At 58.3% G+C, this 14,012-nt stretch carries 11 protein-coding genes; 10 read left to right on the top strand and 1 reads right to left on the bottom strand.

Annotated elements, in window-relative coordinates:
- The first annotated feature begins 5 nt into the window (after positions 1–5).
- The 5 genes from OXR61_RS15235 (at position 6) to rpoS (ending at position 6,600) form a co-directional block, all read left to right on the top strand.
- Positions 6–1,397 (top strand): OprD family outer membrane porin, encoded by a 1,392-nt coding sequence (locus OXR61_RS15235; RefSeq protein ID WP_021507343.1) that lies wholly within the window; start codon positions 6–8, stop codon positions 1,395–1,397.
- 11 nt (positions 1,398–1,408) lie between these two features.
- A complete protein-coding gene (locus OXR61_RS15230; protein WP_021507342.1) occupies positions 1,409–3,253 on the top strand; it encodes a glycoside hydrolase family 9 protein in 1,845 nt (614 codons plus the stop codon).
- 385 nt (positions 3,254–3,638) lie between these two features.
- Positions 3,639–4,265 (top strand): protein-L-isoaspartate(D-aspartate) O-methyltransferase, encoded by a 627-nt coding sequence (locus tag OXR61_RS15225; protein WP_021507341.1) that lies wholly within the window; start codon positions 3,639–3,641, stop codon positions 4,263–4,265.
- Positions 4,266–4,431: 166 nt separating this feature from the next.
- Entirely contained in the window at positions 4,432–5,556 is a 1,125-nt protein-coding gene (gene nlpD / locus OXR61_RS15220) for a murein hydrolase activator NlpD (protein ID WP_021507340.1), read from the top strand.
- Positions 5,557–5,607: 51 nt separating this feature from the next.
- Positions 5,608–6,600, top strand: a complete 993-nt coding sequence (gene rpoS, locus OXR61_RS15215) for an RNA polymerase sigma factor RpoS (RefSeq protein WP_021507339.1) — start codon at positions 5,608–5,610, stop codon at positions 6,598–6,600.
- A 93-nt stretch (positions 6,601–6,693) separates the two neighbouring features.
- On the opposite strand, the gene mutS is transcribed toward rpoS, so the two are convergent.
- A complete protein-coding gene (gene mutS, locus OXR61_RS15210) occupies positions 6,694–9,237 on the bottom strand; it encodes a DNA mismatch repair protein MutS (protein ID WP_021507338.1) in 2,544 nt (847 codons plus the stop codon).
- A gap of 471 nt (positions 9,238–9,708) precedes the next feature.
- On the opposite strand from mutS, the gene mltB reads away from it, so the two are divergent.
- The 5 genes from mltB to recA all read left to right on the top strand — a co-directional run bounded on the left by mltB (position 9,709) and on the right by recA (position 13,964).
- Entirely contained in the window at positions 9,709–10,791 is a 1,083-nt protein-coding gene (mltB, locus tag OXR61_RS15205; RefSeq protein WP_031279678.1) for a lytic murein transglycosylase B, read from the top strand.
- A gap of 86 nt (positions 10,792–10,877) precedes the next feature.
- The gene (locus OXR61_RS15200; protein WP_021507336.1) at positions 10,878–11,213 is read left to right on the top strand and encodes a zinc ribbon domain-containing protein YjdM; all 336 of its coding nucleotides are present in this window, start codon (positions 10,878–10,880) and stop codon (positions 11,211–11,213) included.
- Between the two features lie 213 nt (positions 11,214–11,426).
- Positions 11,427–12,203, top strand: coding sequence for a trans-aconitate 2-methyltransferase (tam, locus tag OXR61_RS15195; RefSeq protein WP_021507335.1), 777 nt, complete (start codon positions 11,427–11,429; stop codon positions 12,201–12,203).
- 102 nt (positions 12,204–12,305) lie between these two features.
- Positions 12,306–12,800, top strand: a complete 495-nt coding sequence (pncC, locus tag OXR61_RS15190; protein ID WP_010616727.1) for a nicotinamide-nucleotide amidase — start codon at positions 12,306–12,308, stop codon at positions 12,798–12,800.
- 93 nt (positions 12,801–12,893) lie between these two features.
- Positions 12,894–13,964 carry a recombinase RecA gene (gene recA, locus OXR61_RS15185; RefSeq protein WP_021507334.1) on the top strand — a complete coding sequence of 357 codons (1,071 nt, stop codon included), beginning with the start codon at positions 12,894–12,896 and terminating at the stop codon, positions 13,962–13,964.
- Positions 13,965–14,012: the final 48 nt, after the last annotated feature.

The raw sequence follows: 14,012 nt of genomic DNA, 5'->3' as shown, positions 1-14,012 counted from the left end.
AGGTCATGAACACACTCACCAGGAGAAACAAGGCAGCGCTGCTGCCGCTGGCCACCCTGATGCTGGGCGCGGCACCGCCGGCGCTGGCGGAAGGATTTGTTGAAGACAGCACGCTGGAGGGCACCATCTATTACTGGCAGCGCCACCGTGAGCGTAAAGATCTCGATCCGCACAGCGCGCACTATCAGCACTATCAGACCAACCTGCATCACAGCACGCTGACCGGCGCGCTCGATTATCAGTCCGGCTATCTGGCCGATACCGTGGGCATTGATGTGGCGGCCTTCGCCACCTGGGATCTGTTTGAAGGCAGCCCGGCGCATCCCAACGAGATCAGCTTCAGTCACGGGCCTTCGATGTGGGAAGACCGTGGCGTTGGCGAACGTAACGGGCTGGATCTCTACCGTGCAGCGCTGAAACTCAAAGCCGGCGACTACTGGCTGCGGGCCGGTTATATCCAGCCGAGCGGTCAGACGCTGCTTGGCACCCAGTGGGGATTTCTGCCCGGCACCTACCAGGGCGTGGAAGTCGGGGCGGTCTATGACTATGGCGCTGCCGGCGCGCTGTCGCTGTCGTGGATGGGCGCCAACAAGTACAAAGCACCGTGGTATCGCAAAATGTACGAGTTTCGCGAAATCGACCGGCAAACGCGCATTCCTTATCTGCACTCGCTGGGCGCGAAGTATGACTTCAAAAACGGCAACACGCTGGAGCTGGCGTGGGGGGAATCTCCGCATTATCTCGACAAATATTTCGCCAAAGCGGCGCGTCAGACCACGCTGTGGGATAACCCGTTCAGCGTCAGCTGGCAGTTCTACGGCTCGCAGGATCGTACCGGTCGCCATGATGTTTACGATGAATTTGCCTGGCAGCAGGGCCTGACGCTGGCGTACCAGTGGGATCGCTACCAGTTCCGGCTCGAGGGCAGCGCGGTACACGCACCGGGGAAACAGGGTTACTACACCGTGGCGATGACGCCGATCTATCCCAACTCCGCGGGCCGCATCGATATGTGGTGGGATTCGCGCTCTGACTTAAACGCCGACGGCGAAAAAGCGCTGTTTGCAGGCCTGATGATCGATCTCAGCGACATCGTCTGGCCGGGCGTCAGCATCGGTGGCTCGTTTGCCTGGGGCTGGGACGGTAAACCGGCGCGCGGCGGCGACTGGTCGCAGCAGCAGCGTCTGACGGAAACCGCCATCAACGGCGATCTGGTGTGGCAGGTGCAGTCCGGCTGGGCCAAAGACACGGTATTTAAGCTGCATCTCACCGCCTACAACAACCATAGCGATAACCCCAGCTGGGGCGGCGGCTATGGCAACGTTTTCCAGGATGAAAAGGACGTCAAATTCATGATGATTGCCCCTTTTAGCCTGTTCAATCACTCACGACACTAAGGATGATGACCATGAGGATTCGCTTCTCCGCGCTGACCGCAGCGCTGTTACTGGCCGGGCTGGCGCACGCCGAAACCCACGTTTTAATCAATCAGGTCGGCTACGATGTTGCCGCGCCGAAAAACGCCATCGTGCAGCTGACCGGCGACTCGCGCGCTAAACCGCCGGTGAAATTTACCCTGCTGGATAATGAGACCAATAAAGCGGTGCTGAGCGGCACGCTGCAGCCGCAGGGTGATGTGCCGGGCTGGGGCGATCGCACCTTCTATCGTGCCGATTTCTCCGGCTGGCAAACGCCGGGCCGTTACGTGCTGCAAACTACCAGCAGCGACGGCGATGTGCGCTCCGGGCCGTTCATTATTGGTGCCGATCTGCTTGAGCGCTATACGCTGTCCGATGTAATTGCTTACTTCAAAAGCCAGCGCGTCACCGGCCTGTTCGATAAGGCGGACCGCAAACTGCCGCTGCCACCGGGCACCGGCAGCGGCACGGTTGACGTCCACGGCGGCTGGTATGACGCCACCGGCGATTACGGTGTGCACCTGTCGCACCAGAATCTGACCTCTTATTTCAATCCGCAGCAGGCGCCGCTGGTGGCGTGGAGTTTATTGCGCGGTTATCAAAATCTCGGGGCGCGTGATAACCCGAACTTTGACGAGTATCGCCGGCGCATGCTCGACGAAGGGCTGTACGGTGCCGATTTCCTGGTGCGCATGAAGCGGCCGGGTGAATCCTTCTTCCAGGCGATCTCGTCGCCGGGCAAAGAGAAGCTGGCTCAGGACCGGGTGATCGCCAATCCCAACTGGCGCACGCAGATCAAAGAGAAGGAGTCAGATTCCACCATTGTTGAAGAGGAGGCGGTCGGCCCGCTGGCGTGGCAGGCCAGCTTCCGCTCCGGTGCCGGCATGTCAATTGCCGCGCTGGCGCTGGCCAGCACCATGGAGAATGACGGCAACTTCACGCGGCAGCAATATCTGCAAACCGCAGAAGATGCCTTTGCCTTCCTGCAGAAAAATAATCTGCGCATGGTGAACGACGGCAAAGAGAACATCGTGGATGATTACACCGCGCTGCTGGCGGCTACCGAGCTGTACCGCGCCTCGCAAAAAGCGGTCTATCTGGCTGCGGCGCAGCAGCGCGCGGAGAGCCTGATGGCGCGACTGACGTCGCTGGATAACTGGCATGACTACTGGCGTGCCGACGGCGAAAAACGCCCGTTCTTCCATCCGTCCGATGCCGGCCTGCCGGTGATTGCGCTGCTGGAGTACGCGCGCATCGCGCCGCAGGCGCAGCAGGCGAACATCCGCCAGACGGTAAAACGCTCGCTGGGCTTTGAGCTGGCGGTCACCAAAGAGAGCAATAACCCGTTTGGCTATGCGCGCCAGCTGATTCAGCTGAAAGACGGCGTGAAGCGCACCAGCTTCTTCTTCCCGCACGACAGCGAAGCTGCGCCGTGGTGGCAGGGCGAAAACGCGCGTATCGCGTCGCTGGCCGCCGCCGCCCGTCAGGCAATGCCGCTGTTCGCGGACGATAAAGCCTTTACGCAGCAGCTGCAGAGTTATGCCTGGGATCAGCTCAACTGGATCCTCGGTCATAATCCGTACGACGTCAGCATGCTGACCGGCAGCGGCTATCGCCACATCAGCTATCTGTTCTTCAACTCGTGGAAATACACCACGCTGCCAGGTGGCATCGTCAACGGGATTACCGGTGCGTCTAATCAGGTGGCGGACGGTATTGCCTTTGATGAAGGCTACGCGATTACGCGCAAGGATGATGACTGGCGCTGGGCAGAAGGCTGGCTGCCGCACTCGGCCTGGTATCTGTATGCGGTGAGCTTACCGGATCGTCACTGATGTCCTGAATCTGCCCGGCTTTACGCCGGGCTTTTTACTGCCTGCCGTCCGGTTGGACTGCTTATTGTTGCGACAACTGCCGACGGTTGCGTGATTTACGCCTACCACTTCCCGCGCCTCACCGCTAGAATGCAAACATCCTTGTGCCGCCAGCGCAGGACCGCTTGCGCCGCTGAAGGCGCAAAACGGGCGCGGCGGTCGGTGGACCGGTTAATGAAAAAGGTCAGAATCAGATGCGGATACGGCTCAGCAACGATGATGGAATTCAGACTCCCGGCATTGGCGTGTTCCCTGGCGTGAAGACATTACGACAGGTTGATCCTGGCGCCGGCGTGGCGCGGAAGAGGGCAGGCGACGGGCTGTGCCAGGCTGAGGTGAATCCGGCATGGTAAACCGGCGCATCGAAACGCTTCTTGCCCAACTGCGCACGCAGGGTATTCACGATGAGCATTTGCTGAAAGCCATCGCTGATGTCCCGCGTGAACGCTTTATTGACGAGGCTTTTGAACATAAAGCCTGGGAAAATGTGGCGCTGCCGATTGGCAACGGCCAGACCATTTCTCAGCCTTATATGGTGGCGCGCATGACGGCGCTGCTGGAGCTGAACCCGACTTCGCGCGTGCTGGAAATTGGCACCGGTTCGGGTTATCAGACCGCCATTCTCGCGCATCTGGTTAACCACGTTTACTCGGTTGAACGCATCAAAGGGCTGCAGTGGCAGGCGAAACGCCGCCTGAAGCAGCTCGATCTGCATAACATTTCCACACGCCACGGCGACGGCTGGCAGGGCTGGGCCGCGCGGGGTCCGTTTGATGCCATTATTGTGACTGCCGCACCGCCAGAAATTCCGACTGCGCTGATAGCGCAACTGGGAGAAGGCGGCAAAATGGTGCTGCCGGTGGGTGAGGACCAGCAGGTACTTAAGCGCCTGCGTCGTCAGGGTGGTGAAATCATCGAAGAAACGATTGAGCCGGTGCGCTTTGTGCCGCTGGTTCAGGGCGATCTGGCATAAAGCCATCTTACGTATTTCTTCACAATCGTTACATGGCATGGCGCAGTTGATATTGTTACTATCCTTGTTAATCAATGCGAAAGCGCGTTTTTGACGGCACAGCTAGTGAATCATGCGGTCAACGTCGACACACAGTTTTATCCAGGATTGCCATCACGGGGGATCAATGAGCACGGGAAGCACAGTATTTCAATTACGCCGTCTGGCGGCACTTTCACTGGTCGGTTTTTGGCTGGCAGGCTGTAGCTCTGGCGACAACACACAAGCCCCCATCAGCCAGATCGGCAGCAACAGCGGCGACAGCGGTATGGCTGCTGCTCCCACCACAGGCGGCGGCATGATCGCCGCGCAGAACAGCACCGTGCCGGCGATGCCGCGTGGTGGAATGTTAAGCGGTGGTACACCATCAGCCGCGCCTGCGGGTGGAATGGTTAGTGGCAATAATAATGTGACCACCGAAAATGGTCGCATTGTGTACAATCGAAATTATGGGAATATTCCTAAAGGCAGCTACGGCGGTGAAACCTACACCGTTAAGCGAGGCGATACGCTGTTCTATATTGCCTGGATTACCGGCAATGATTTCCGCGATCTGGCACAGCGCAATAATATCGCGGCGCCCTATAGCCTGAGCGCCGGGCAGACGTTACAGGTGGGTAACGGTAACGGTCAGACCATCACCGGTGGTAACGCGATAACCGCAGCGGATGCCACGCAGGGCGGCGTTCCGGTGGCATCGAATCAGACGCAAATTAAATCCACCCCTGTTGCACAGCAACCTGTTATTACGTATTCTGATGATTCGGGTTCGACAGGCGGGAAAATGCTGCCGTCGAAAGGGGCAAATAATGTGGCAACGACCACAGCTCCGGTTACCGCACCGCCCACAGTTAGCAGCACAACTAATAGCACAACACCAGTGGGAAGCTGGCGTTGGCCGACTGATGGGAAGATCATCGATAACTTCTCCGCTGCGGAAGGCGGAAACAAAGGGATCGATATCGCCGGGTCGCGTGGACAACCTGTCGTCGCCACTGCATCAGGAAGAGTGGTATACGCAGGCAACGCGCTCCGCGGGTACGGTAATTTAATCATCATCAAACACAACGATGATTACCTGAGTGCCTACGCCCACAACGATACCATGCTGGTCCGGGAACAACAGGAAGTTAAGGCGGGGCAAAAAATCGCTAACATGGGTAGCACCGGAACCAGTTCAGTAAGATTGCACTTTGAAATTCGTTACAAGGGGAAATCCGTAAACCCGTTGCGTTATTTACCGCAGCGATAATCCGGCAGAACCTTAGGTGTTCTGCCCTTGGATCACGGGTAGGAGCCGCTTATGAGCCAGAATACGCTGAAAGTTAATGAGTTACACGATGATGCGGAATTCGAGGAGAACGGAGCTGAGGTTTTTGATGAGAAGGCTCTCGTTGAGAACGAACCTGGTGATAATGAAGTAGCTGAAGAAGAGTTGCTGTCACAGGGTGCGACGCAACGCGTTCTGGATGCGACGCAACTTTACCTCGGCGAGATTGGTTATTCACCACTGTTAACGGCGGAAGAAGAGGTGTTCTTCGCCCGTCGCGCATTACGCGGTGACATTCCTTCTCGCCGTCGCATGATCGAAAGTAACTTACGCCTGGTGGTAAAGATTGCCCGCCGTTATAGCAATCGTGGTCTGGCGCTGCTGGACCTGATTGAAGAGGGGAATCTCGGCCTGATTCGCGCCGTAGAGAAGTTTGACCCGGAACGCGGGTTCCGCTTCTCAACCTATGCCACCTGGTGGATTCGTCAGACCATTGAACGGGCTATCATGAACCAAACCCGTACTATTCGTCTGCCGATTCACATTGTTAAAGAACTGAACGTTTACCTGCGTACCGCGCGTGAACTGTCGCACAAGCTGGACCATGAGCCGAGTGCGGAAGAGATCGCCGAGCAGCTGGACAAGCCAGTTGATGACGTAAGCCGTATGTTGCGTCTCAACGAGCGCATTACGTCGGTTGATACGCCGTTAGGCGGTGATTCCGAAAAAGCGCTGCTGGATATCCTGGCCGATGAGAAAGACAACGGTCCGGAAGACACCACGCAGGACGATGATATGAAACAGAGCATCGTTAAGTGGTTGTTTGAACTCAATGCCAAGCAGCGTGAAGTGCTGGCACGTCGTTTCGGCCTGTTAGGCTATGAAGCGGCAACGCTGGAAGATGTGGGCCGCGAAATCGGTTTAACCCGTGAGCGTGTCCGTCAGATTCAGGTAGAAGGTCTGCGTCGTCTGCGCGAAATTCTGCAGACGCAGGGTCTGAATATCGAAGCACTGTTCCGCGAATAAGCCGTAGCTGGCAATAAAAACGGTGGCCACAAGGTCACCGTTTTTTTATGCCTGTCATTCAGGCCGGCGCGCCGCGCACGCGCCGGTGACTGATTACATCAGGGTTTTCAGACGGTAAATCCACTCCAGCGCCTGTTTGGGCGTCAGGCTGTCCGGATCGAGCGCTTCCAGCGCTTCCACTGCCGGCGAGGTTTCCTCCACCAGCAGCGGCAGCTGTGAGCCCTCCACCGTTGAGCCGGCAGAACTGCCCGACAGCGCTTCCAGCTCTTTTAACTTGTGGCGCGCACGCTTAATCACCTCTTTCGGCACACCGGCCAGCGCCGCCACGGCCAGGCCGTAGCTCTTGCTCGCGGCGCCATCCTGCACGCTGTGCATAAAGGCAATGGTGTCACCGTGTTCCACCGCATCAAGATGCACATTCACCACGCCTTCCATTTTCTCCGGCAGGGTCGTGAGCTCGAAGTAGTGGGTGGCAAACAGCGTCATGGCTTTGATGCGATTCGCCAGGCTTTCGGCACAGGCCCAGGCGAGCGAAAGGCCATCATAAGTGGACGTCCCGCGGCCGATTTCGTCCATCAGCACCAGGCTGTTTTCGGTGGCGTTATGCAGAATGTTGGCGGTCTCGGTCATCTCGACCATAAAGGTAGAGCGACCGGAGGCAAGATCGTCGGCGGCACCGACACGGGTAAAAATGCGATCAATGGGGCCGATCACCGTCTCTTCCGCCGGCACATAGCTGCCGATCCAGGCCATCAGCGCAATCAGGGCCGTCTGCCGCATATAAGTACTCTTACCGCCCATGTTGGGGCCGGTAATGATCAGCATGCGACGCTGCATCGAAAGCGACAGCGGGTTGGCAATGAACGGCTCTTTCAGCACCTGTTCCACCACCGGATGGCGACCGGCGGTGATGCGAATCCCGGCTTTCTCCTGCAGCACCGGGCGGCAATAGTTGAGCGTCCAGGCGCGTTCGGCCAGGTTGGCCAGTACGTCCAGTTCTGCCAGCGCCGCGGCGCTCTGCTGCAGCGCTTCGAGGTGCGGCAGCAGGCGATCGAACAGCTCGTCATACAGGCTCTTTTCCAGCGCCAGCGCTTTGCCTTTCGACGTGAGAACCTTGTCTTCGTACTCTTTCAGTTCGGGAATGATATAGCGCTCAGCATTTTTCAGCGTCTGGCGGCGGACGTAATGGATAGGCACCAGATGGCTCTGTCCGCGGCTGACCTGAATGTAATAGCCGTGCACAGCGTTGAAGCCAACCTTCAGCGTATCCAGCCCCAGTTTTTCGCGCTCGCGAATCTCCAGGCGGTCAAGATAGTCGCTGGCGCCGTCGGCCAGCGCGCGCCACTCGTCCAGCTCGGCGTTATAGCCGGGCGCGATAACACCACCGTCGCGCACCAGCACTGGCGGCGATTCGATAATGGCGCTTTCCAGCAGTTCGCGCAGTTCGCTGAAATCCCCCATCCGGTCGCGCAGCACATTCAGATGAGGCGCGGCCACGCCCGCTAACTGGGTATTGAGTTCTGGCAATTGCTGGAAGGCATGACGCATGCGCGCCAGATCGCGCGGACGCGCGGTGCGCAGCGCCAGACGTGCCAGAATACGCTCCAGATCGCCCACCTGGCGCAGCACCGGTTGCAGTTCTTCGCTCAGCGACTGCAGTTCGGCAATTGATTCCTGGCGGCGCGTGATGGTGGCCACGTCGCGCAGCGGCATATGCAGCCAGCGCTTCAGCATGCGGCTGCCCATCGGCGTGACGGTTTTATCCAGCACCGCCGCGAGCGTATTTTCGCTGCCGCCCGCCAGATTCTGGGTGATTTCCAGATTGCGCCGGGTAGCCGCATCCATGATGACGCTGTCCTGCTGGCGCTCCATACTCAGCGAGCGGATGTGCGGCAGCGAGGTGCGCTGCGTATCTTTGACATACTGCAGCAGACAGCCCGCCGCGCGCAGCGCCAGATGCGCCTGCTCGACGCCAAAGCCGCTGAGATCGCGCGTGCCAAACTGCAGGTTTAACTGCTGACGTGCGGTGTCGATTTCAAATTCCCACAGCGGACGCCGCCGCAGCCCGCGGCGCTGATCGATCAGCGTCATGGCCTGCAAATCCTCCGGATAGAGCAACTCTGCCGGATTGGTACGCTGCAGTTCGGCCGCCATGGTCTCGATATCGCCCGGCTCGCTGAGGCGGAAACGCCCGGAGCTGATATCCAGCGTGGCGTAGCCAAAACCGCGCTGGCTCTGGAAGATGGCTGCCAGCAGGTTATCCTGGCGCTCCTGCAGTAACGCTTCATCACTGATGGTGCCGGGCGTTACTATGCGCACCACTTTACGCTCAACCGGCCCTTTGCTGAGTGCCGGATCGCCAATCTGCTCGCAGATCGCCACCGATTCGCCCAGCTGAACCAGCTTCGCCAGGTAGCCTTCAACGGCATGATAGGGCACGCCGGCCATCGGGATCGGTTCCCCGGCGGACGCACCGCGTTTGGTCAGCGAGATCTCCAGCAGCTGCGATGCGCGTCTGGCATCGTCGTAGAACAGCTCATAGAAATCGCCCATGCGATAAAACAGCAGGATGTCAGGATGATCGGCCTTCAGGCGCAGGTATTGCTGCATCATGGGGGTGTGGCCACTGAAGTCCATTTGCTCTGCTCCTTTCATCTCATTCTCACTCAGGATTCACTCTTTTGATTTCCGCTGGCTGGACAGGGGCAGCCGGGGATGGATGGTTATCACACTGGCGGATAACGAAAGGGCAGATGTTAGCATTTTTGCGCAGCCCGCTTCATCCGCCAGCCGATGTTTCTGGCTGGCGACCATATCAAATTGCGACAGGCGGTAAAAAGCAAATTTTACGCGGCGGGGAAAACTGTGGAGCCAGCACGCAAATTCGGCGCTTAGCGCGGCCGGGCACTGCCGCTGCCGCGCTACAGGTGAGTGTCAGTTCGGTCAGTGCACCCCTTACCTCTGCGGCGTTTTCATTACCTGAGCAGAGATATGGCTGGTCATAACTGCAGAATCACAACGGGCGTAAATTTACGACATTGCTCTGTAAGTCGCTTCGTTGAACGATTACCATGAGCATTCGTGTTTCATCTGGCTTATGGATATCCGATGCGTTTTAAGGTTGCTCTTCTTCCGCTTATTTGTTTGCTTGCTGCCTGCAGCAGTAAGCCTGCCCCCCAGCAGCAATCCGCCGTTGTGCCTGCACCGAAAGGGGGGTTTTTACTGGAACCTTCTCACGCCATTCAGCCGATGTTTGGCGACTTTGCCGGTAATCCGGCGGCAGAACAATTTATCGATCAGATGGTGGCGAAGCACGGTTTCAACCGCGACCAGCTGCATGCGGTCATTGGCCAGGCGAAGCGACTGGATTACGTGCTGCGCCTGATGGATCAGCAGGCGCCGAGCTATACGCCGCCGAGCGGGCCGAACGGCGCGTGGATTCGCTATCGCAATAAATTCATCACCCCGGATAACGTGCAGAACGGCGTCGCCTTCTGGAATCAATATCAGGATGCGCTGCAGCGCGCCCAGCAGGTGTATGGCGTACCGCCGGAGATCATCGTCGGGATTATCGGGGTGGAAACACGCTGGGGTCGGGTGATGGGCAAAACCCGTCTGCTGGATGCGCTGGCGACGCTCTCGTTTAGCTATCCGCGCCGTGCCGCTTACTTCAGCAGCGAGCTGGAAACCTTCCTGCTGATGGCGCGCACCGAGCAGGACGATCCGCTGGATCTGCGCGGCTCTTTCGCCGGTGCCATGGGCTACGGCCAGTTTATGCCGTCCTCCTATAAGCAGTATGCGGTCGATTTTAACGGCGACGGCCATATCAATCTGTGGGATCCGGTGGATGCCATCGGCAGCGTTGCCAACTACTTTAAAGCGCACGGCTGGCGTTCCGGTGAAAACGTCGCCGTGCCCGCCAGCGGTCAGGCACCGGCGCTGGAGAACGGTTTCAAAACCTCTTATTCAGTGAATACGCTGGCGGCCAGCGGTCTGGCACCGCAGGGTTCGCTGGACGGCAACAGCCAGGTCAGCCTGCTGCGGCTGGATCTCGGCACCAGCTATCAATACTGGTACGGTCTGCCTAATTTCTACGTGATTACGCGCTACAACCACAGCACGCACTATGCCATGGCGGTGTGGCAGCTGGGGCAGGCGGTCGCCCAGGCGCGTCAGGGCAACATGCTTTAATCCTGTCCTTATAAAGTATGAGGGTATAAGATGGCGCCCGTTTTGCGGTGCCTTCTTCATCGCATACCGACCACTGAGGAATATGTATGACGACTTTACCTGCCTGCCCGGCCTGCCAGGCAGATTACACCTGGCAGGAGGGTGAAAACCTGAACTGCCCCTCCTGCGGCCATATCTGGTCCGCCAGCGCGGATGACAGCAGCGAAGGGCTGGTAGTGCGCGATGCCAACGGTAACCTGCTGGCAGATGGCGATAGCGTAACCGTAGTTAAAGATCTCAAGGTGAAAGGCAGCTCTTCCACCCTGAAAATCGGCACTAAAGTGAAAAGCATCCGTCTGGTTGAAGGTGACCACAATATCGATTGCAAAATCGACGGCTTCGGTCCGATGAAACTCAAATCTGAGTTTGTGAAAAAGAACTAATTGCAGGACGGCCATGCGCCGTCCTGTTGTTTTCCCCCTCAGGTTGGGCTGGTAACCACAGCTTCGCCAGCGCGCGATATCGCCATGTCCTAGCCTGCTGTCTCTGATTCCGCTGCGCCACTCACACTTTTCCGGCAACCGCACTTTTCTCTTCGCGCCTCGCGCAGCAAAACAGGTAGTGTGTGACTCTTCCACACAGACAGGAGCGTTGCTATGCAAGACTGGAATCCCCAGCTGTATCGTCAGTTTGAATCTGAGCGTACGCGTCCGGCACAGGAGTTGCTGGCGCGTATTCCCGTCAACGAGGTGCGCTTTGCTACGGACCTGGGATGTGGCCCGGGCAACAGCACGGAACTGCTGGCGCACGCCTGGCCGCAGGCACACATCACCGGTATCGACAGCTCTGAGGCGATGCTGGAACAGGCGCGGCAACGCCTGCCGGACTGTGACTTTCGTCAGGCCGATATCCGCAGCTGGCAGCCTGAGCAGCCGCAACAGGTCATTTATGCCAACGCGTCGCTGCAATGGCTGACCGACCACGAAACCTTGTTGCCGCATCTGGTAAACCAGCTGGCACCGGGCGGTGCACTGGGGGTGCAAATGCCGGATAACCTGCAGGAGCCGTCGCATCGTCTGATGCGTGAGGTGGCCGCCAGCTCACGCTGGCAGGCGCATATTTCGCCTCAGGCGGCAGAGCGCAAACGCCTGCTGAGCAGCGATCGCTACTATGATTTATTAAGCGATGCAGGCTGTCAGGTCGATATCTGGCGCACCACTTACTATCATCCGATGGCTGATGCGCAGGCGATTATCAGCTGGTTGCGTGCCACCGGGCTGCGTCCGTTCCTTGCCGCGCTGGATGAGGCGCAGCAGGCGGACTTTTTAGACGACTATCATCAGGCGCTGCTGCCCGCTTACCCGACGCGCAGTAATGGACAGGTTTTGCTGGCCTTTCCGCGTTTATTTATGGTGGCGGTGAAAATGCGCTGAGCTCACCGGAACGCAGCGCGCAAAATGCGACGGCGGCGGTTGAAAAGGGCTTGTCGCCGCACCATTTACTGCTAACGTGAAGCGCCACAACAGGAGAAGGCGATGAACGACGAACAACTTCAGCAGCTCAGCCGCCGTATTGGCGAACAGCTCAGGCATCGTCAGGCGACGGTGACGGCGGCGGAGTCCTGTACCGGCGGCTGGATTGCCAAGGTATTTACCGACATTAGCGGCAGTTCGGCGTGGTTTGAGCGCGGCTTTGTTACCTACAGCAATGAGGCCAAGCAGCAGATGGTTGGCGTGCAGGCGGCGACGCTGGCGCAGCACGGTGCCGTCAGTGAGCAAACGGTACGCGAAATGGTGACCGGCGCCTGTGCCGCGGCCGGCGCTGGCTACGGTATTGCGGTGAGCGGCATCGCCGGACCGGATGGCGGCACGGCAGAAAAGCCGGTCGGTACCGTCTGGTTTGCGCTGGCGGGTCCGGAGGGCCGCGTGCTGGCACAGCGCCAGCAGTTTACCGGCGATCGCGATGCTGTCCGGCGTCAGTCAGTCAGCTGGGCGCTGCAGGCGCTGCTGGATGAATTTCTGACAAATTAAACTTGATACTGTATGACTATACAGTATAATTAGCGGCAACAGAACGAGCAGGCATACACGGTGCCCGCTCACCCGGCATGATTAGGAGTGGAAATGGCGATTGACGAGAACAAACAGAAGGCTTTAGCTGCCGCGCTGGGCCAGATTGAGAAACAATTTGGTAAAGGCTCCATCATGCGCCTGGGTGAAGACCGCTCGATGGATGTTGAAACCATCTCTACCGGCTCCCTGTCGCTGGACATCGCGCTGGGCGCGGGTGGCCTGCCAATGGGCCGTATCGTTGAGATTTACGGACCTGAGTCCTCCGGTAAAACCACGCTGACCCTGCAGGTCATTGCTGCTGCGCAGCGTAAAGGCAAAACCTGTGCCTTTATCGATGCCGAGCACGCGCTGGATCCGGTATACGCCAAGAAACTGGGCGTCGACATTGATAACCTGCTGTGTTCGCAGCCGGATACCGGTGAGCAGGCGCTGGAGATCTGTGATGCGCTGGCCCGTTCGGGTGCGGTAGACGTGATCATCGTTGACTCCGTGGCGGCGCTGACGCCGAAAGCGGAAATCGAAGGTGAAATCGGTGATTCGCACATGGGTCTGGCTGCGCGTATGATGAGCCAGGCGATGCGTAAACTGGCGGGTAACCTTAAGCAGTCCAACACGCTGCTGATCTTCATCAACCAGATTCGTATGAAGATTGGTGTGATGTTCGGTAACCCGGAAACTACCACCGGTGGTAACGCCCTGAAGTTCTACGCCTCCGTGCGTCTGGATATCCGCCGTATCGGCGCCATTAAAGAGGGCGACGAAGTGGTGGGGAGCGAAACCCGCGTTAAAGTGGTGAAGAACAAAGTGGCAGCACCGTTTAAGCAGGCTGAGTTCCAGATCATGTACGGTGAAGGCATCAACACCTTCGGCGAGCTGGTTGACCTCGGCGTGAAGCACAAACTGGTGGAAAAAGCCGGTGCGTGGTACAGCTACAACGGCGATAAAATCGGCCAGGGTAAAGCGAACGCTACCAACTTCCTCAAAGAGAATCCGGCGATTGCCAATGAGCTCGACGTTAAGCTGCGTGACATGCTGCTGACCGGTGCGACGGCGGAAGCGGCGACAGCGGATAGCGCGGCTGATAAATACGAAGAAGCCAGCGAAACCAACGAAGATTTCTAACCATACCCACGGGAGCAGCAATGCTCCCGTTTTGCTTTTTCCCGCCCG

This window comes from Pantoea sp. GM_Pan_4 (genome assembly GCF_026541005.1).
Taxonomy (GTDB): domain Bacteria; phylum Pseudomonadota; class Gammaproteobacteria; order Enterobacterales; family Enterobacteriaceae; genus Pantoea; species Pantoea dispersa.
The sequence above is the reverse complement of the archived record's forward strand: the minus strand, read 5'-3'. Positions and strand labels throughout refer to the sequence as shown.